An 18,872-nucleotide genomic window follows, 5' to 3' on the forward strand; every position below is an offset into this window, starting at 1 on the left:
TGGCGTAGCCTGAATTCATGACTGTTCAGCTAGGCATGCCGCAACCCCGGGAAGGTGCAGGGCCGGGCCTGCCGCTTGCCCGGCCGGCCGGCACGCCGCAGGGGCTGCTGGACCAGTACGGCCGCCGGGCCACGGACATGAGGCTGTCGCTGACGGACAAATGCAACCTGCGCTGCACCTACTGCATGCCTGCAGAGGGGCTTGAATGGCTGTCGAAGCAGGCCGTGATGTCCGCCGAGGAGATCGTGCGGATTGTCCGGATTGGTGTGGACCTGCTCGGTGTCCGCGAACTGCGCCTGACCGGCGGGGAGCCTCTGGTCCGGGCGGACCTGATTGACATCCTCGCGGCCCTGCGAAGCAATCATCCGGAGCTGCCGATCTCCATGACCACCAACGGCGTGGGCCTGGACAAAAAGGCTGCCGCGCTTAAGGCCGCGGGCCTGACCCGCATCAATGTCTCGCTGGATTCGCTGCACGAAGAAACTTTCACCAAGCTGACCCGGCGCCCCTTCCTGGACCGCGTGCTTGCGGGCGTCGACGCCGCCTGGGCGGCCGGGCTGGGCCCCGTCAAACTCAACGCCGTGCTGATGCGGGGCATCAACGATACCGAGTCGCCGTCCCTCCTGGCCTGGGCGCTGGACCGCGGCTACGAACTGCGCTTCATCGAGCAGATGCCCCTTGATGCGGATCACGGCTGGACGCGGCGGAACATGATCACGGCGGCCGAGATCCGCTCCCTGCTCTCGCACGACTTTGTGTTGAGTCCCGATCCCCGCGCCCGCGATGGAGCCCCCGCAGAACGCTTTGAAGTACGACGCCGGACGGCCGGGACCGCGGGGCCGGATGGTCCGGCGCTGGGTACCGAGGGACTTGTGCCTGCCGCTGGCGGGCCTCGGCCGGAAGGCGTGGAGGCGGCGCCGGAAGCCCCCGGGCCGGCGCTCGGCACCGTGGGCATCATCGCGTCCGTCACGGAGCCGTTCTGCTCCGACTGCCGTCGCACACGGATCACAGCCGAGGGCAAGATCATGAGCTGCCTGTTCTCCCGTGAGGAGTTTGATCTCTTGGGTCTGCTGCGGGACGGTGCCAGTGATCAGGCCCTGGCCGAACGCTGGCAGGACGCCATGTGGGTCAAGCCAAAGGCCCACGGCATGGACCACACAGGTCTCGGCGCAGCGGACTTTGTCCAGCCGGACCGCAGCATGAGCGCCATCGGAGGCTGAATTCTTGAACGTTCGTTACTTCGCTGCCGCACGCGCTGCCGCTGGAGTCGAAGAGGAGTTCTTTGATCTCGCGTCGGGGACCACAGTGGCCGGCCTGCTGCAGGCAGTCCTGGCTGTGGACCGCGCCGAGCCCCCTGCCGGCACTCCTCCTCTGCAACGCATCCTGTCCCGGAGCAGTTTCCTGCTCAACGAGGTGGCCGTCAGGGACCGCACGACTGTGTTAAATCCGGGCGATGTGGTTGACGTGCTGCCTCCGTTCGCTGGCGGGTAGGGCACCCTTCAGACCGTGCGAATGGATCCTTGAGGCCCAGGACCTTGGCGCGACGGACAGTAGAGGCCCCCGATCCCAGGGCCGTAAGTGTCCCTTCCCGCCGAAGCTGCCGGATCCATAGTCCTGATCACCTTCACAGAGGCTCGCGTGGCTTCTGAGTTATGCACATAGGCATTCGTCTACGCGGTTTTTGTCAGACCCACCTGTGACGCTTGAGGTATGGATCGCAGAGCAGCTGTGGAGGCGTTAGAGGCCATCGAGGCTTCCGTCGCTCGGCTTGCTGTTGTCATCCGTGAAGCTGCCGAATCCTCAGGTTCCCGGGACTCTGATCCGCTGCGCCGGAGGGCGAATAATGCCCTGATGACCTTGGCTGAAGTCGCTTGCGCGGAGGCAAAGATGGCGGGCCTCAAAGTCCAGGCAGTCGACGACTATGACGACGCTGCCCAAGCCCTGGCGGGTCCGGCCACGTCACCTGAGGACAACACCGGGCAAGAGATGGCCGTGGTCGCGGAGGTGGCATGCGTGCTAACGGTGAGCGAACGGTCCGCTGGGGCGCTATTGGCCGAGGCCCACCAACTCACCACCAGGCTGCCCCTGACCCTATCCGCGCTGCAGGCAGGGCAGATTTCGTGGCAGCACGCGAGGGTCATGGTCGACGAAACCACCAACCTTGACCGGCTGGCGGCTGCGGCGTTGGAGGCGCATTTCCTGGACCCCGACGCGGTTAACCCAGCGCGGGGGTGTCCGGCCGGTGGGCTCGTCCCCGGGCGGTTCCGGCACAAAGCCCGCACCTGGCGGGAACGGCATCACCCGGTTAGCATCGAAAAGCGCCACATAAGGAGTGCCGCCGACCGGCGGGTGGAGTACGCCCCGGACCGTGACGGCATGGCCTGGCTCTCCGCCTACCTTCCCGCCGATCAGGCCGCGGGGATCTGGGACCGCACCACCGCCGCAGGCAGAGCGCTCCAAGGACCTCATGAGGACCGGACCATCGGCCAGATCCGCGCAGACATCGCAGCCACGTGGCTCCTCGGCGGAACCGGTGATGAGGGTGGGGAAATGAGCAGCCGTCGTGCCGATGGTGTTCCGTCGCCGCAGGCGCAGGTGCTGGTCACGGTCCCGGTGATGTCGCTGCTGGGCTTCACTCAGGCGCCCGCCATGTTGGACGGCTACGGCCCGATCCCGCCGTCCATGGCCCGCAAGCTCATTGCCGACGGCGCCGAGTCCTTCCACCGAGTCCTGACCGACCCACGCGACGGCGCACCGCTGGAAATCGGTAGAACCAGCTACCGACTCACGAAAGCCCAACGCCAATGGCTACGGCTGCGGGACGGGAAGTGCCCGTTCCCCGGCTGCAGCAACCAGTCCTTGGACAACGAAGCAGACGATATTCTCGCCTGGGCCCACGGCGGCAGCACCGGAATCAGTATCCTCGGCCAGCCCTGCCCCAAACACCACAGACTAAGACACACCACAGCCTGGACACCCACAACAGCCACCAAGAACGAACCACCCGGCTGGATATCACCCACCGGACGCCACTACGCCAGCGAACACCCCGACTGGGAACCACCAGACTGGCCATCAAACATCCCCATGACCAACACCGGCATCGACACCGGTGCGGTCTTGGACGCGGACCTGGAACTCGACCTGGACCTGGACCTGGACCTGGACACAAGCCTGCCACCGGCACAGAGGTGAAGGCGGGTTCGGTTACTCGGCCGTTCCCATCGCCAGGGCCAACAACGTCGCACGGCTATGGACGCCGCATGTCTCGAAAATCTGCTTGAACTGATCCTGGACGGTATAGGCCCCGATCCCCAAGGCGTCAGCCATGGCGTTGGTGTCGGCGCCGCAGGCGGCAAGCTCCAACAATTCCCGCTGCCGCGTTGTCAGCCCGAAGCTCCGGGCGAACATATCAAGCCTCGCCGCCGGAGGGCAGGCCTGGATGGTGACGGCCAATGGCGGAATGGCCGCCGTGCCGGTGGAGTCCATCCGGCTGGCCTGGAGCAGAGCCCACTGGCCCGACCCTATGTGCACACGGGCGGACGCAGGATGACGATCCACGCCCGCCTCACGCGCCAGCAACTGGGCAGCCACGTTGAGAACCTCGGCCGGTACACGTTGAAAGGGATGCGGGCCAGCCTGAAGCAGTCCCAGCCACTCCTCCACAGAAGCAGTTCCACCCACCACCGCCATATCCGCATCCAGAGTCAGCACTGCCTGCTGAGGCAAGTCCGGCCCAGGACGTTCGCCGATGGCTGACGCCCCCACACGGACCACCTCGTGTCCTGCGGGGTCGCGTCCGTCAGGCACCACCAGGAGAAATTGCCCGGCTATCGAACGACGAAGGGCGGGCATGACCCTCACGCGTCACGGCAGCGATGTATCCCACTTCGTCGGCAGTAAAAGGATCGTCCTGCGCCGTTCGCCAGAGGTCAATCCAACCCCAGCAGCCGTGCTTGTCCGCCAGCACTGCGAACAGGACATCGGTCACTCCGTAGCGCTTCATAAGTCCCTCCCACACCAGGCTCCGTGATGGATTGCCGGCAGTTTCGCGCAGCAGCGTCGTCACTGGCGACGGGCTGATCGCCAACTGCGTCCACCGACCTGCCAGCGTCAGATACTTGAGCCTGATCAGCAACGGCAGTTCGTCCGGGCACGGAATTCTGGCAATGGGCGACATGCCCGTCGCCGTCAGCGGATCTGAGAGCGGCCACACGAAAGCACTGAACGGAAGCACCCGGCCCAACTCAGCGAGCACGGCAGTGCGTAACGAGTGGTGATCCGGGGCGGAGTCGCCGATGAGCCGGATCCGTTCAAGGCTCCTGTTCCAGGGCCTGCCGGGGGTCATTCCCCCAGTATGCACTCTGTAGGCAGCGCCGGGGTTTTCTACCAAGACCCTAGATTTCTGGGATACCGGCCACATCGGCCGGCGGTTAACGTGACAGTACGCGACGCAGCGGAACCGTGCGGCTGTCCCAGGACAGGAGCCATGGGTTGGACAGCACGGAGGCAAATAAGTGCGATCAACTAATACGATCAGCTAAGGAGAAGCAGCAATGTACACACTGCAAATCGAACATGGCATAAAGGACTTTGGCATGTGGAAAGAAGCCTTCGACCGGGATCCGGTGGACCGCGCGGCCTCCGGAGTCGTCAGCCACCGGATTTCCCAGCCTGTGGATGATTCCCACTACGTGGTGGTGGAACTCGATTTCAACGAACGCGGCCAGGCTGAGCAAATGCTGGCGAACCTGAAAAGTAGGGTGTGGAATTCCTCCTCCGCGGCGCCAGCCTTGAACGGCGCTCCGCGGACAAGGATTCTGGAATCAGCCGGCTGACGGTCGGAATTCTGCAGGGGCCCCAAGTGTCCGTTCGCGCAGAAGCAGGGGTCTTAACTGGCCTCTCGCGCCAACCTGCGGGCCTGCCAACCAGCAGGGGCTCAAGTGTCCGTTCGCGCGGGGGCGGGATGGGGTCAGACGCGGCGGCACTCGGAGGTCATGAACGGGACAAAGTCCTGGCCCTCGCCGAGGCGCAACTCGGCGGTGTGGATCAGCACGTCGTTGTCCACGCGGAAAGTATTGCGGGCAGTCCCCCGGTCACTGTGGCGTTCCACGCGCAGCACACCGTCCACCCAAGTGCAGCGGGCCGGAGCTCCCGGCGGCAGGCCCATGCTGTCCACGTGGTACCAGAGGATGTCGTTGTGGTCGCGGTCGACAGTAAAAACGCCGTGGCCTTCAAAGTGCGTGCCATCAGCTTCGGTGTGTCTGTAACTTTGCACGACGGCGTAGCCCCCGGCTGCCCTGGTGTAACTGATTTCCGCCGAGGCCGTGCGCTTGGGCCCCCAGGCCGACGCGTCCAGCCGGGTGGTGCCGCGCCAATGGCCCAGGAAGTTCTCCAGGACGGCGTGCACCGTGCCCGGCTGCGGAAGGTTCATAGGTTCATTATGGCGGGCGCAAGCCTGCCGGTCAGAGACCGAAGGTTTCGGACTCTGCGAATGGACCCACCACGGTGACAGTCCGCGGGGCGGCTGCCAGTTCCCTGGCAAGCTCCTGGACCTCCCGCGCGGTGACCGCCTTGATCTGGCGCAGGGTCTCGTCGATGTCCTGGTATTCACCGGACACCAGTTCAGCGCGGCCGAGTCGGGACATGCGGGAACCCGTGTCCTCAAGTGCCAGGACAATGCCACCGCACAGCTGGCCCACGGCCTTGCGCAGTTCGTCGTCGGAGATTCCGCCTTCGGCAAGCTTGTCCAGCTCCAGCCCCAGCAGGTCCAGCACCTGGCGGACCTTGGACGGAGTGCACCCTGCGTACATCCCGAAGTAGCCAGCGTCGGCGTAGGAGGAGGCAAAGGAGTACGTGGAGTACACCAGGCCACGCTTTTCGCGGATTTCCTGGAACAGCCGCGAGGACATCCCGCCGCCCAAGACGGCGTTGAGGACGCTCATGACGTAGCGACGTTCATCGGTGGCCACAATCGTGGGGCAGCCCATGATGATATTCGCCTGCTCCACCGCACGCTTGACCACATGCAGTCCTGCAGTGCCGGTGATGTCCGCCCGCTCGGTGGAGCGGCGATCCACCGGGGCGGCGTCCGGCTCAAGTGACCACCCGGCAGTGTGGAGGGCGTCCACCACAAGGCTGCAGACGACGTCGTGCTCCAGGCCCCCGGCGGCGGTGATGACCAGCTCATCCGGGCGGTAGTAACGGCGGTAGTGCTCCCAGACGGAGTCACGGGCGACGGCGCGGATCGCGGCGGGCGTGCCGCCGATGGGGCGGCCCAGCGGGTGGGTGCCCAGGACGGCAGCCACAAAGTTTTCATGCGCCACGTCCGTGGGGTCATCGCTGTCCATGGCAATTTCCTCCAGGATGACGTCGCGCTCCTGCTCCATCTCGGCCGGATCCAGGACGGCGCCGGTGATCATGTCGGCAATGACGTCGATGGCCATGGGCAGGTCCGTGTCCAGCACCCGCGCGAAATAGCACGTGCTCTCCTTGGCCGTGGCTGCGTTGGACTCCCCGCCCACCTCGTCAAAGGCCGAGGCGATCTCCAGGGCTGTGCGGCGCTTGGTCCCCTTGAACAGCAGGTGCTCCAGGAAATGCGTGGAGCCGTGCTGGCCCGGGGCTTCATCGCGTGACCCGACGCCCACCCAGAAACCGATGGTCGCCGAACGCTGGCCCGGCATCGCTTCGGTGAGCACCCGCACGCCGCCCGGCAGCACCGAACGCCGGACAACAGAACCGCCGTCGGAGCCGTGGACCAGGGTGTCGCCGGGCTGGTTCTGCTCAAGCGGCAGGGGTACAACAGTCATTGAAGCCTTTCAGGAGCGGCAGCCGGATCTGGCTGCCATCGTAACAGCGGCGGGGCCGGTGGATCATCCACCGGCCCCGCCGATTCATGCTGTATGGAGGAGGATGCTACTCCGCGTCAGTGGACTACTCCGCTTCGGCAGCGCCCTCTGCGGCGGAAGCGTCAACGCTCTCGGCGCCTTCTTCTTCAGCCACTACGGGGGACAGCGACAGCTTTCCGCGGTCATCGATCTTGGTGATTTCCACCTGGATCTTCTGGCCGACGGAAACCACGTCATCAACGTTGTCCACGCGCTTGCCGTTGGCCAGCTTGCGCAGCTCGGAGATGTGCAGCAGGCCGTCCTTGCCCGGAGTCAGGGAAATGAAGGCACCGAAGGTGGTGGTCTTCACGACCGTACCCAGGTAACGCTCGCCGATTTCCGGGATCTGCGGGTTGGCAATGGCGTTGATGGCGGAGCGTGCTGCGTCAGCAGACGGACCGTTGGTGGCGCCAATGTAGACCGTGCCGTCGTCCTCGATGGAGATGTCGGCGCCGGTGTCTTCCTGGATCTGGTTGATCATTTTGCCCTTGGGCCCAATGACCTCGCCGATCTTGTCAACCGGGATCTTGACCGCGATGACGCGCGGCGCGAACTCGGAGAGCTCATCCGGGGTGTCGATCGCGGAGTTCAGGACGTCAAGGATGTGCAGGCGGGCTTCGCGGGCCTGCTTCAGCGCTGCTGCCAGCACGGACGCGGGGATGCCGTCGAGCTTCGTGTCCAGCTGGATGGCCGTAACGAATTCGGCGGTGCCGGCAACCTTGAAGTCCATGTCGCCGAAGGCATCTTCGGCGCCGAGGATATCGGTCAGGGCTGCGTAACGGGTCTGGCCGTCAACCTGGTCGGAGACCAGGCCCATGGCGATACCTGCAACAGCTGCCTTCAGCGGCACGCCTGCATTGAGCAGGGACAGCGTCGAAGCGCAGACCGAACCCATCGACGTCGAACCGTTGGAGCTGAGAGCCTCAGACACCTGGCGGATCGCGTAGGGGAATTCCTCGCGGGACGGCAGCACCGGCATGATGGCGCGCTCTGCGAGGGCGCCATGGCCGATTTCGCGGCGCTTGGGCGAACCCACGCGGCCGGTCTCGCCAGTGGAGTACGGCGGGAAGTTGTAGTTGTGCATGTAGCGCTTGCGCGTGACGGGCGACAGCGAATCGATCTGCTGTTCCATCTTGAGCATGTTCAGCGTGGTGACACCCATGATCTGGGTTTCGCCGCGCTCGAAGATTGCCGAGCCGTGCACGCGGGGCAGAACCTCAACCTCGGCGGTGAGCTGGCGGATGTCCGTCAGGCCTCGGCCGTCGATGCGGATCTGGTCCTTGAGGATGCGCTGGCGCACAACCTGCTTGGTGACCGAGCGGAATGCTGCGGACAGCTCCTTGTCGCGGCCTTCGAACTGGCCGGCCAGGGAAGCAGTGACTTCGTCCTTGAGCGAATCCGTTGCAACATCGCGTTCCTGCTTGTCGGCGATCTGGAAGACAGCGGCCAGCTTCTCAGCGGCAGCCGACTCAACAGCGGCGTAGACGTCATCCTGGTAGTCCAGGAAGACCGGGAACTCAACGGTGGGCTTGGCAGCGCGTGCAGCCAGGTCAGCCTGGGCGTCGCAGAGTGCTTTGATGAACGGCTTGGCAGCCTCGAGGCCCTCGGAGACAACCTCTTCGGTGGGAGCGGTGGCGCCCTGTTCCTTGATGAGGTTCCAGGAGTTGTCGGTTGCCTCGGCTTCGACCATCATGATGGCGACGTCGTCACCGGCAACACGGCCGGCTACAACCATGTTGAACACGGAGTTCTCGAGCTGGGAGTGCTTGGGGAAAGCAACCCACTGTGAACCGTGCTCGTCAGCGACGAGGGCAACGCGGACGCCGCCGATCGGGCCGGAGAACGGCAGACCGGACAACTGGGTGGACATGGAGGAGGCGTTGATGGCCACCACGTCGTAGAGCTCGTCGGGGTTGATGGCCAGGACGGTCACCACGATCTGGACCTCGTTGCGCAGGCCCTTGACGAAGGCCGGACGCAGCGGGCGGTCCATAAGGCGGCAGGCCAGGATGGCCTCGGTGGACGGGCGGCCTTCGCGGCGGAAGAACGAGCCCGGGATACGGCCGGCGGCGTACATACGCTCTTCAACGTCAACCGTCAGCGGGAAGAAGTCGAAGCCTTCGCGCGGGTGCTTGCCTGCGGTGGTGGCGGACAGCAGCGCGGTGTCTTCGTCGATGTACACCATGGCTGCGCCGGCTGCCTGCTTGGCAAGACGGCCGGTTTCAAAGCGGATTACACGCTTGCCAAAGCGGCCATTGTCAATGACTGCTTCTGAGAACTGGATTTCGGGACCCTCCAAGAGAGTCACCTCCGTTTCTTGTTTCACGGAGTCCAGCCGCATCAACCCAGTCCAGCATCTGTCTACTGGCCTGCACTGCACCCGGTCATCGATCGAGACCCACGGGCCGAGGGCTTCATTCTTCGAAGCCGTTCCCGGGGATCACTACCGAGGACCGCGAATGCGTGATGCGGTTGATCCTCCTGTTTAATTTTCTTCTGAAGAAGGCGGCCCTTTCCGTCACGGAAGGGGCCGCCCCTTAAAGCTGACTAGCGGCGCAGGCCGAGACGTTCGATGAGCGCACGGTAGCGGGTGATGTCAGTGTTCTTGAGGTAGGTGAGCATACGCTTGCGACGACCAACCATGGCCAGCAGACCGCGCTGGGTGTGGTAATCGTGCTTGTGCACCTTCATGTGCTCAGTCAGATCCTTGATCCGCTGAGTCAGGACTGCAACCTGGACCTCCGGCGAACCGGTGTCGCCCTCGGACGTTGCGAAATCCTGGATGATGGACTGCTTTACAGCGGCGTCAAGTGCCACAATAACTCCTAGAGATGTGCCGTGAGGCCCGATTCAGTACTTCACTGCCGGGACTACCCGCGCGGGAATCCCCCGGAAACCAGGGAATTTCCACACATGGCAGGAACCAGCCGCCACGGACTGCAGCCGGATCCATCTGTTAGTTTACCGGCCCCGCCGCAATCTTGTCGAAACAGCCGCGGCCGTCACCAAAAGGCAGTCCCCGAAAAGGCGGCCGCTCAGCGACGCAGCTGATCCCGGATGGCGGCCATCCCCCGGAACAGCTCCGCGAAGCTGGTACTCAAGGGCGACAACCCGACGCGGATCCCATGTGGTGCGCGGAAGTCCGGGATGACGTCCTGTTCCCACAGCGCCGCCGTCACGTTCCGGAACGCCGGATGATCCAGGGTGATGTGGCTCCCGCGAAGCTCCGGGTCCCGCGGCGACGCCAGCTCCACGCCCGCCGGTTCCAGCCACGCCTCAAACAGCTGAACGGCGTAGGCCGTGAGTTTCAGGGACTTCTCCCGGATGGCAGCCATGCCGGCCTCTTCGATGAGGTCCAGGGTCCCCCGCATTGCCAGCATCCCGAAGATGGCCGGAGTGCCGCTGAGGAAACTCCGGATCCCGGGCGCCGGCTCGTAGCCTGCGGCCATCTCGAACGCGTCCTTGCGTCCCATCCAGCCCCAGATCGGCTGCTTCAGTCCGGGCAGGTGCCTGCGATTGACGTAGGCGAACGCCGGCGAGCCCGGTCCCCCGTTGAGGTACTTGTAGGTGCAGCCCGCGGCAAAATCCACGTTTGCCCCGTCCAGGTCCAGCTCCACGGATCCGGCGGAGTGGCACAGGTCCCAGACCACCAGCGCCCCCGCGCCGTGTGCAACTTCCGTGATGCCCGGAAGGTCCGCCAGGAAGCCTGAGCGGTAGGCCACGTGGCTCAAAAGTACGACGGCGGTGGCCGGGCCGGTGGCGTCCCGCACCTGTTCGACGGTGACGCCGGACGCAGGATCGGCTTCGATCCACCGCAGGGTGAGTCCTTCCTCGCGGGCGATGCCCTCGACCAGGTAGCGGTCCGTGGGGAAGTTGTCCGTGTCCAGGACGATTTCGGTGCGGGCGGGGTCAGCCACGGTGGCCAGCGCAGCGCGGATCAGTTTGTAGAGCACCACTGTGGTTGAGTCGGCGATGACGGTCTGGCCCGGGGCTGCGCCGAGGACAGCGCGGCCCAGCTGATCGCCGATGGTCTGGGGCAGGTCCAGCCATTCCTCATCCCAGCCACGGATGAGCCGGCCGCCCCAACCTTCCTCGATAAAGGTGCTGATGTCCCGTTGTGTCCGCTTCAGCGGGCGGCCCAGGGAATTGCCGTCGAGGTAGGAAAGGTCCGTGTCCGTCCCGATGAAGAGGCCGCGGTAGCGCGCCAACGGGTCGCCTGCATCCAGTTGCGCGGCCTGCTCAAGGAGGTCGGCGGCGGCGTGGTTCTCCATGTTCGCGTTCATTGCGCTGCTCACTGGCCGATCTCCGTCCGTACCGCGAACAGTTCCGGGAAGAAGGTGAGCTCAAGGGCCTTTTGCAGGAAGGCAGCGCCGCTGGATCCCCCGGTTCCCGATTTCATCCCGATGGTCCGCTGGACGGTGCGCAGGTGCCGGAACCGCCAGAGCTGGAAATTGTCTTCAAGGTCCACCAGTTCCTCGCAGGCCTCGTACGCGCCCCAGTTGGCGGCGGCGTTTTCGTAGATGTGCTTGAACAGCGGAACCAACTCCGGGCAGAACTCGTGGGCGCGGGTGACGTCCCGTTCGAGCACGGACTGTGGCACGTCGAAGCCCTGCCGGGCCAGGTAGGCCAGGAACTCGTCATAGATGCTGGGCGCCTTAAGCACGTCCTCCAGCATGGCGTGCGCTTCCGGGTCCGATTCGAAGACCGGCAGCATTTTTCGGTTCTTGTTGCCGAGGATAAACTCCACGGCCCGGTATTGACTGGACTGGAATCCGGAGGAGTTGCCCAGGAACCCGCGGAACTGGGAGTACTCCGTGGGCGTCAGCGTGGCCAGGACAGACCATTGCTCCGTCAGGGTCTTTTGGATGTGTTTGACCCGGGCGATGCCTTTGAGGGCGGAGCCGAGATCGTCTGCGCGCAGCCAGGCCGCGGCGCTCCGGAGCTCGTGCAGCACCAGCTTCAGCCACAGCTCGGTGGTCTGGTGCTGGATGATGAACAGCAGTTCGTCGTGGTGTTCGGGCGTGCTGACAGGTTGCTGTGCGCTGAGCAGGGTGGGCAGCTGGAGGTAGGACGCGTAGCTCATCCGGGAACTGAAATCGCGGACTATGCCTTTGTCCAGTTTGCGGGTGTTCTTCTCGACGGCCATTGTGCTGCCTCTCTGGGTGTTCGTTGCGGGCGGGACCCGGTCAGCGCCGCACCAGGAGATCGTGGGCCTGAATAACGTCCAGGCGCATCTGGTCAACAAGCGCCTCCGGCCCACGGTAGGCCACCATGCCGCGGAGCCGAGCCACGAATTCGACCACTACTGTCTGGCCGTACAGATCGAAATCCTCCACGGCCTCATGCGGACGGTCGATCACATGGGCTTCGACCTGGCGGCTGACGCCGTCGAACGTGGGATTGGACCCCACCGAGATGGCGGCCGGCCAGCGTGTGCCGGCCTGGTCCACCAGCCAGCCGGCGTAGATGCCGTCCGCGGGGATGAACCCGGTGGCCTCGTGGGCAAGGTTAGCGGTGGGGAACCCGAGTACGCGGCCGCGGGCAGCACCGTGTACAACCTCGCCGCGCATACGGTGTGGTCGTCCCAGCACCGCGGCGGCGGTGGCGACGTCGCCCTCCTGCAATGCTTCACGCACCCAGGTGGAGGAACAGCGGCGGTCCGTGCCGCCGTCGTTATGCAACGGGTAGCCTTCCGAACCGAACTCGCTGATGACCTGGACGTCGAAGTTGAACTTTTCGCCGAGCTGCTTCATGGTGTCAAGGTCACCGGAGTTGCCGCGGCCGAATCGGGAATCGTGACCAATCACCACGTGGCTGGCGTGCAGGCTGTCCACCAGGACCTGGCCCACAAATTCCTCAGGGGTGAGGCTGGCCAGGTTCAGCGAGTACTTCATCACCAAAATGGCATCCAGGCCCAGCTCCCCTAATGCCACCAGTTTGTCCTGCAGGCCCATGATCATTTCGGGCGCGGACTCCGGGCGGTGGATCAGGGCCGGGTGCGGGTCAAAGGTGACGGCAACGGCCTTGGTCTTGTTGAGGCGGGCCGAGCGGATGAGCTCGGAAAGCACTTGCTGGTGCCCGCGATGGACGCCGTCGAAGTTGCCAAAAGTGACAACGGACGGACCAAAGTCCGCCGGGACCTCGGACGGATCGTTCCAGATGTAGACCATCACCCTCGCCTTCTACTGCCTAAAACTGACATCTCTCCGAACGCACCGGCGCCGGAACTCTCTAAGATTACCCGCATTCAGTACTGCTGCCGGACGGCGCCGGGCCAACTGGATGGCACGCGCGGACATGTCCGGTAGCCTTCCTGGTACCCGCTTGCCGGTACTCGCCGGTCCGCCGAAGAAGTGAGGCTAAGCCTCGGCCCCGGCCGGTCGCTGATGAGGCTTACTGCTGGTTCGGCCGCCGCCGGTACAGCCACACCAGACCCAGAACAGGCAGCAGCAGCGGAATGAACGCATACCCCCGGCCAAAAAGGGACCAGACGGTCTCATGCGGGAACGCCACAGAATCAAACACGCTCAACGCCCCCACCACCAGCACTCCGACAAGCTCCACCAGGACAGCGGCCAGCGAGATCTTGAACCAGGTGCGGCCGGGCTTGGCCAGGGACACCGTTGCCACCACGTAGACCAGCGCCGCGAACGCGGAAAGCAGGTAGGCGAGCGGGGCTTCGGAGAACTTGGTCAGGATCTGGTAACCGGCGCGTGCGGTGGCCGAAATGGCAAACACTGCATAGACGGCAATGAGCAGGCGTCCGGGGCCGGTGTTCCGAGTGTCCTTGACGCCGGCCTTGGCATCGGCCTTGGCACGGGCTGCTTCGGAACGAGGTGCTTTCACGTTGCGTACTTCTTCCATTTCAGTACCAGATCTGGTTCATGCGGGCGGCCATCACCAAGGCCGTGACCCCGACGGCGGCGAGGACAAAGTTGCTCCAGCGTGTCCGTTCCAGGATGGACCAGTACACGGCTGCCGGCGGCAGGAGCATCGCCGTGGCCAGGTATCCCCAGAATTCCCAGGCTTCCCCGGCAATCGGTTCGCCCGCGATCACCCGCACGATCGAACCCACCAGGTAAACCAGCAGTGCCAGCTCGACGGCGGCAACGGACAGGATGGTGAGATCGTTGGGGGCTTTTTTCAGGATGCCGGCACCGAGGCAGATTCCGCTGGAGAGCAGGCCGACCACCAGGATGATGTAGAAATAGGCGTCCATGCCTAGGCGTCCCCGCCCGCAGCATCTTCGGGCACAACATTCTCGGGCGCAGCATTCTGGGGCGCAGTTTTTTCGGACGCACCGTTGCCCGGCGCGAATACCAGGACAGGCTTGGCAAAGTTTCCGGAGTCCGCCAGGAGCGCCACGAGGCTGCCGTTGGGCGCGAACGCTGCCGCAGGGTGTTCCGTGGTGGCAGCCGCGGGATCGCCTGCTTCCGCTCCCGCTGCGATCCGGCGTCCGAAGGAAATCTCGGTGGTCTCCTCCGCCGTGAGTTCGCGGTTGGGCATCAGCGCCCGGGCAGCCTGGGACATTTCCAGGACGTTCAGCTCCTCGGCCAGCTGTTCCAGCGTCCGAGCCTGATCCAGCGAGTACGGGCCAACGTGGGTCCGGCGGAGTGCGGTCAGGTGGCCGCCCACTCCCAGCCCGTCGCCGAGGTCGCGGGCGAGGGCCCGGATGTATGTACCCGAGGAGCACTCAACGGTGACATCAATGTCCACAACGTCGCCGCCGGTTTCCCGGTTGATGGCGTGAACTTCGAAACGGTGGATGGTGACCGGGCGCGCCGCGAGCTTAACCTCTTCACCGGAGCGGACCCGGGCGTAGGCGCGCTCGCCGTTGACCTTAATGGCGCTGACGCTGCTTGGCCCCTGCTGGATTTCACCGGTGAGGGCGGCGACGCCGTCGTGAATTGCTTCGTCGGCGACGGCGGCGGCACTGGCGGCGGCAATCACGTCACCTTCGGCGTCGTCCGTGATGGTGGACTGGCCCAGCCGGATGGTTGCCGTGTACGTCTTGGACGTGCCCACGATGTAGGTCAGGAGCCGGGTGGCCTTGTTGATGCCGACCACCAGGACGCCGGTAGCCATGGGATCGAGGGTGCCGGCGTGCCCCACTTTCCGGGTCCCGGCGAGACGCCGCATCCGACCAACCACATCATGGCTGGTCCATCCCTGCGGTTTGTCCACTATCACCAGTCCAGAAAGCACGCTTCCCAGTATATCGGCGCTGGCCGCGGCCCTTGCCCACAAGCCCTGTCCCTAGCCCCCGCCCCGGTGCGGCCGCTCCGGTGTGGCCGCTCCGGTGTGGCCACTCCGGGGCTGGATTCCGGTGGCGGCTAGGATGGCATCCATGCCTGAGCTTGCGGCGCACGCGCGCGACGTCCCCGTCAACCAGATCCGCGAAATCACCGAGGCCGCCTGGCATACCCCCGGGGCCATCGTCCTGAGCATCGGCGAGCCGGGCTTCGCGCTCCCCCGCCACATCCTGGAAGCCGGCATGGCGTGCCTTGACCGGGACGAGACGAATTACACGCCCAACGCCGGCCTCCCGGCCCTACGTGAAGCGTTCGCCGCCAGGTTCCGTGAACGCGCCGGACTCAACAACGGCCTTGGTGCCGAGCGCGTCTACGTGGTGGACGGCGCGCAGCAGGGCCTGCACTTCGCCATGAGCCTCCTGCTCTCCCCCGGTGACGAGATCCTGATCCCCAACCCCGGCTACCCCACATTCGCCATGACCAGCCGGCTCCTGAATGCCGTGCCGGTGGGCTACCCGCTGTATCCCGAGCATGACTTCCAGCCGCGGATCCAGGACATCGAGGCCCTCATCACTGACCGGACCCGGGTGCTCATCCTGAACTCCCCGTCCAACCCGCTGGGCGCCGTCCTCGACGAGGACCTGACCCGGCAACTTGTGGACCTGGCCCGCAAGCGCGATCTCTGGATCATTTCCGACGAATGCTACGAAGCCTTCACATACGATGTCCCCCACGTCAGCCCGGCCCGGTTCGACAGCGACGTGCCCGGCGAGGCGCGCGTGTTCACGTCGCTGACTCTCTCGAAGACGTATGGCCTCACCGGCCTGAGGATCGGCGCCCTGGTCTGTCCGCCGGGGCTGGAGCAGAAGATGAACAACGTGATGGAAGCGATTGTCTCCTGCGTAGCTTCCCCCTCGCAGTATGCCGCGCTCGCGGCTCTGACCGGGCCGCAGGAGTACGTACGGGACGCCCATGCCCATTACCGGGCGAACCGCGATGCGGCCTCGGCCGTGCTCGAAGCCAAGGGCATCCCGTACTTGAGTGCGCAGGGAGCCTTCTACCTTTGGGCCGACGTCTCCCATGTCAGCGACGGGGACGTCCGTAGCTGGACCCGCCGGTTCCTCGCCGATTCCGGCGTCGCGCTCGCGCCAGGGACCGCCTTTGGCTCGATTGGCGAAGGCTGGGTGCGGATCGCACTGTGCGGTACCCGCGACGATTTGGTGGAGGGCGTCGGCAGGCTGCCTGAACGCAAAGATTCCTGACCCGGCACCTGGTCAGTATTCCGAACGTTCCGCGTTGCGGCGCCACGCGTCAAACGGAGCGTCCGACGTCGGAATGGCCGCTTGGGCGACCGGCAGCAGTTCCGGACGGGTTCCGTTGAAGTAGTCATAAAAAACGGCGTCGTCAAAGCCGGCCGCGGCTGCACCGTGGCGGTCGGCCGCAAAATAGACCCGGTCAACTCGGGCCCAGAGCGCGGCGGCAAGGCAGAGCGGGCACGGCTCGCAGCTGGCATACAGCACTGCCCCGCTCAAGTCGAACGTGGCGCCTGAGGCTGCCGCCGAACGGATGGCAACCACTTCTGCATGGGCTGTGGGGTCGTTGTCGCGGGTAACGCGGTTAGTGCCTTCATAAACCTGCCCGTCTCGGGTCACCACCAGCGCACCAAACGGGCCGCCACCGTCGGCGACGTTGCGGACGGCCAGATCAACGGCCTGCTCCAGGAAGGGCGTGGCATCGTGTGGGTCACTCGCGTGGGTCATAGATCGATCCTAGCCACGACGGCCTTGATTGCGGCGTCAGACAGGGGGCACATTAGGGGGAAATAACGTCGACGTCGTCCCTTTCGCGGGACTAACCTAGCGCCGGGGGTTCATTCAGCACAGCGCTGACCATGGTCTCATTGCCCGGCCCCGCCATGGGGTGCACTTCAATCCCGGAGACGGACATGAACAAAAAGATACCCATCATCGCCTGCCTCGCAGCGATGCTGGCTATTCCCATTACACCCGCGTCGGCAGGCGGTTCTTCGTCCCCGCTTGACGATCCCTTGGCTGACGGACTGGGGCTGCCGCTGAGTCTCGCTGTCGGCACAAACAAGTCCGTACTGGTTACCCATACCGTCTTCGGTGAGCCTCCCGTCGGCAAGCTCAGCAGAGTGGACCGCGATGGCTCCATCACAGACGTGTACGAGCGACCAGGCTGGGATGTTGCCGGTGTAGAGACCCGCGGCACAACCACCTTCTTCCTCGAAAGTACTGGTGCCGGCGGCGATCCGGCGGCGCTGGAGGGCTATCTGAAGGCCATCAACGTTCGGGGCGAGGTCCGGACGATCGCCGAACTGGCATCGTTTGAGCGGGACAACAACCCGGACGGCAAGCAGCACTATGGCTTTGGTCCGGAGGTCTCCGACGAATGCCTTGCTGGCTTCCCTGAATTCCCACCGACCCGATACACCGGCATCGTGGATTCCCATCCCTATGCCGCCGCGGTGCAGGGCAACACGGTTTTCGTGGCGGATGCCGGGATGAATGCGATCCTCAAGGTCAACGCTGCCACGGGTGCTGTCTCCACACTCGCTGTGTTGCCGCCCCGGCCAGCCGTAGTACCAGCCGGGCTGGAGTTACCCATCGACATGATGGGTAACTCCTTTACGGTGCCTGAGTGCGTGGTGGGACACGAATACGCCTTTGAGCCCGTGCCGACGGACGTGGAGCTCGGCCCCGACGGCTGGCTGTACGTATCATCGCTTCCGGGCGGTCCGGAAGATGAGTCGCTGGGCGCACGCGGAGCCATCTTCCGTGTCAATCCCTGGACCGGAGCTACCCACCTCTGGGTCGAGGACATCCTCAGCCCCACCGGATTGGCCGTTTCCAACACGGGAGACGTCTACGTGGCGTCGATGTTCGGTAACGAGATCCTCAAGATCAGCTGCTGGAGCGGTGAGAGGTCACAGTTCCTGGCGGCCACAACGCCGGCGGCTGTTGAAATCCACGGCCGGACCCTCTATGCCACGGTGGATGCCCTGCCTGACTTCACGGCCCCGCCTCCCCCCGCATCAGCGGGCAAGGTCATCAAGGCTGACATCAGATAAGGCCGCTATCAAATAAGACCTGCGGGGAAACAAAACCCGGCAGACGAAGGAAGGCCCGGACTGCAGCTGCAGTCCGGGCCTTCCTGTGAGCCACATGTGGTGGTCAGACGGTTACTTGTTGGCGTCTTCGTCGAGGTCTTCGTCGTCGGTGAGGTCAATATCCTCTTCGTCGAAGTCGTCCTCGTCGATCTCCACATCGGCGGGAATGTCGCTCTTGTACGGATCGGCGTCGCCGGCGTGCTTGGCGTTCTCTGCCAGCGCAGCCACCTCGGCGTCGCGCTTCTTGGCGGCCCGGAGCAGGTCCTCCAGGTTCGAGGCAACGACGGGGATCTGGTCCGCCACAAATTCCAGCGTCGGCGTCAGGCGGACAGTCACGTTGCGCCCCACCTCCTGGCGGAGCACACCCTTGGCCTTCTCCAGGCCCTTGGCAGCATCAGCCTGCACAGCCTGGTCGCCGAAAACGGTGTAGTAGATCGTGGCATGCTGCAGATCATTGGTCACCCTGGCATCGGTAACAGTAATGCCCTCCAGCCGAGGATCCTTAACCTTCCGGCCCAAAGCCTCGGCAACAACAACCTTAATCCGCTGCGCCAACTTGGCAGCCCGTGCGGGATCAGCCATTTCCACTCCTAAAAATTTGGG

General features: G+C 64.7%; 20 protein-coding genes. 6 read left to right on the forward strand and 14 right to left on the reverse strand.

Annotation, left to right across the window (positions count from 1 at the left end; translation table 11 throughout):
* The first annotated feature begins 17 nt into the window (after positions 1-17).
* The 3 genes from moaA to NG701_RS04165 all read left to right on the forward strand — a co-directional run bounded on the left by moaA (position 18) and on the right by NG701_RS04165 (position 3,195).
* Positions 18-1,220: a GTP 3',8-cyclase MoaA gene (gene moaA / locus NG701_RS04155; protein ID WP_252564799.1), complete on the forward strand. Its 1,203-nt coding sequence runs from the start codon at positions 18-20 to the stop codon at positions 1,218-1,220.
* A 4-nt stretch (positions 1,221-1,224) separates the two neighbouring features.
* Positions 1,225-1,491, forward strand: a complete 267-nt coding sequence (locus NG701_RS04160) for a MoaD/ThiS family protein (RefSeq protein ID WP_252564801.1) — start codon at positions 1,225-1,227, stop codon at positions 1,489-1,491.
* A 219-nt stretch (positions 1,492-1,710) separates the two neighbouring features.
* On the forward strand, positions 1,711-3,195 hold the full coding sequence (locus NG701_RS04165) for an HNH endonuclease signature motif containing protein (RefSeq protein WP_252564803.1): 1,485 nt from the start codon (positions 1,711-1,713) through the stop codon (positions 3,193-3,195).
* Between the two features lie 12 nt (positions 3,196-3,207).
* Here NG701_RS04165 and NG701_RS21125 read toward each other — a convergent pair whose 3' ends face one another.
* Positions 3,208-3,813: a helix-turn-helix transcriptional regulator gene (locus NG701_RS21125; RefSeq protein ID WP_252564805.1), complete on the reverse strand. Its 606-nt coding sequence runs from the start codon at positions 3,811-3,813 to the stop codon at positions 3,208-3,210.
* Positions 3,803-4,348, reverse strand: a complete 546-nt coding sequence (locus NG701_RS04175; RefSeq protein ID WP_252564806.1) for a hypothetical protein — start codon at positions 4,346-4,348, stop codon at positions 3,803-3,805. Before NG701_RS04175 ends, NG701_RS21125 begins: the two co-directional genes overlap by 11 nt.
* Before the next feature lie 208 nt (positions 4,349-4,556).
* Here NG701_RS04175 and NG701_RS04180 point away from each other — a divergent pair, with 208 nt between their 5' ends.
* Entirely contained in the window at positions 4,557-4,838 is a 282-nt protein-coding gene (locus tag NG701_RS04180; protein WP_252564808.1) for a hypothetical protein, read from the forward strand.
* 134 nt (positions 4,839-4,972) lie between these two features.
* Here the strand turns inward: NG701_RS04180 and NG701_RS04185 are convergent, their stop codons facing one another.
* From NG701_RS04185 to truB, 10 genes are all read right to left on the reverse strand, one after another.
* Positions 4,973-5,434, reverse strand: coding sequence for a DUF1579 family protein (locus NG701_RS04185; protein ID WP_252564809.1), 462 nt, complete (start codon positions 5,432-5,434; stop codon positions 4,973-4,975).
* Between the two features lie 31 nt (positions 5,435-5,465).
* Positions 5,466-6,809, reverse strand: coding sequence for a M16 family metallopeptidase (locus tag NG701_RS04190; RefSeq protein WP_252564811.1), 1,344 nt, complete (start codon positions 6,807-6,809; stop codon positions 5,466-5,468).
* Positions 6,810-6,933: 124 nt separating this feature from the next.
* Positions 6,934-9,186 (reverse strand): polyribonucleotide nucleotidyltransferase, encoded by a 2,253-nt coding sequence (locus NG701_RS04195; RefSeq protein WP_252564973.1) that lies wholly within the window; start codon positions 9,184-9,186, stop codon positions 6,934-6,936.
* A 248-nt stretch (positions 9,187-9,434) separates the two neighbouring features.
* Positions 9,435-9,704: a 30S ribosomal protein S15 gene (gene rpsO, locus NG701_RS04200; RefSeq protein ID WP_056348417.1), complete on the reverse strand. Its 270-nt coding sequence runs from the start codon at positions 9,702-9,704 to the stop codon at positions 9,435-9,437.
* Between the two features lie 218 nt (positions 9,705-9,922).
* Positions 9,923-11,170: a kynureninase gene (kynU, locus tag NG701_RS04205; protein ID WP_252564975.1), complete on the reverse strand. Its 1,248-nt coding sequence runs from the start codon at positions 11,168-11,170 to the stop codon at positions 9,923-9,925.
* An 8-nt stretch (positions 11,171-11,178) separates the two neighbouring features.
* Positions 11,179-12,033 (reverse strand): tryptophan 2,3-dioxygenase, encoded by an 855-nt coding sequence (gene kynA, locus NG701_RS04210; RefSeq protein ID WP_248761777.1) that lies wholly within the window; start codon positions 12,031-12,033, stop codon positions 11,179-11,181.
* Positions 12,034-12,073: 40 nt separating this feature from the next.
* A complete protein-coding gene (locus NG701_RS04215; protein WP_252564813.1) occupies positions 12,074-13,057 on the reverse strand; it encodes a bifunctional riboflavin kinase/FAD synthetase in 984 nt (327 codons plus the stop codon).
* A gap of 223 nt (positions 13,058-13,280) precedes the next feature.
* Positions 13,281-13,751 carry a hypothetical protein gene (locus tag NG701_RS04220; RefSeq protein ID WP_248761779.1) on the reverse strand — a complete coding sequence of 157 codons (471 nt, stop codon included), beginning with the start codon at positions 13,749-13,751 and terminating at the stop codon, positions 13,281-13,283.
* A gap of 1 nt (position 13,752) precedes the next feature.
* Positions 13,753-14,106: a hypothetical protein gene (locus NG701_RS04225; RefSeq protein ID WP_248761780.1), complete on the reverse strand. Its 354-nt coding sequence runs from the start codon at positions 14,104-14,106 to the stop codon at positions 13,753-13,755.
* A gap of 2 nt (positions 14,107-14,108) precedes the next feature.
* Positions 14,109-15,092, reverse strand: coding sequence for a tRNA pseudouridine(55) synthase TruB (gene truB, locus NG701_RS04230; RefSeq protein ID WP_252564815.1), 984 nt, complete (start codon positions 15,090-15,092; stop codon positions 14,109-14,111).
* A 142-nt stretch (positions 15,093-15,234) separates the two neighbouring features.
* On the opposite strand from truB, the gene NG701_RS04235 reads away from it, so the two are divergent.
* Positions 15,235-16,401, forward strand: coding sequence for a pyridoxal phosphate-dependent aminotransferase (locus NG701_RS04235; RefSeq protein ID WP_252564817.1), 1,167 nt, complete (start codon positions 15,235-15,237; stop codon positions 16,399-16,401).
* A 12-nt stretch (positions 16,402-16,413) separates the two neighbouring features.
* Here NG701_RS04235 and NG701_RS04240 read toward each other — a convergent pair whose 3' ends face one another.
* Positions 16,414-16,899, reverse strand: a complete 486-nt coding sequence (locus NG701_RS04240; RefSeq protein WP_252564818.1) for a nucleoside deaminase — start codon at positions 16,897-16,899, stop codon at positions 16,414-16,416.
* Between the two features lie 185 nt (positions 16,900-17,084).
* On the opposite strand from NG701_RS04240, the gene NG701_RS04245 reads away from it, so the two are divergent.
* On the forward strand, positions 17,085-18,230 hold the full coding sequence (locus tag NG701_RS04245; RefSeq protein ID WP_252564819.1) for a ScyD/ScyE family protein: 1,146 nt from the start codon (positions 17,085-17,087) through the stop codon (positions 18,228-18,230).
* A gap of 111 nt (positions 18,231-18,341) precedes the next feature.
* Here NG701_RS04245 and rbfA read toward each other — a convergent pair whose 3' ends face one another.
* A complete protein-coding gene (gene rbfA / locus NG701_RS04250) occupies positions 18,342-18,851 on the reverse strand; it encodes a 30S ribosome-binding factor RbfA (RefSeq protein ID WP_058929497.1) in 510 nt (169 codons plus the stop codon).
* Between the last annotated feature and the right edge of the window lie 21 nt (positions 18,852-18,872).

This window comes from Pseudarthrobacter cellobiosi (assembly GCF_023913815.1).
GTDB lineage: Bacteria > Actinomycetota > Actinomycetes > Actinomycetales > Micrococcaceae > Arthrobacter > Arthrobacter cellobiosi.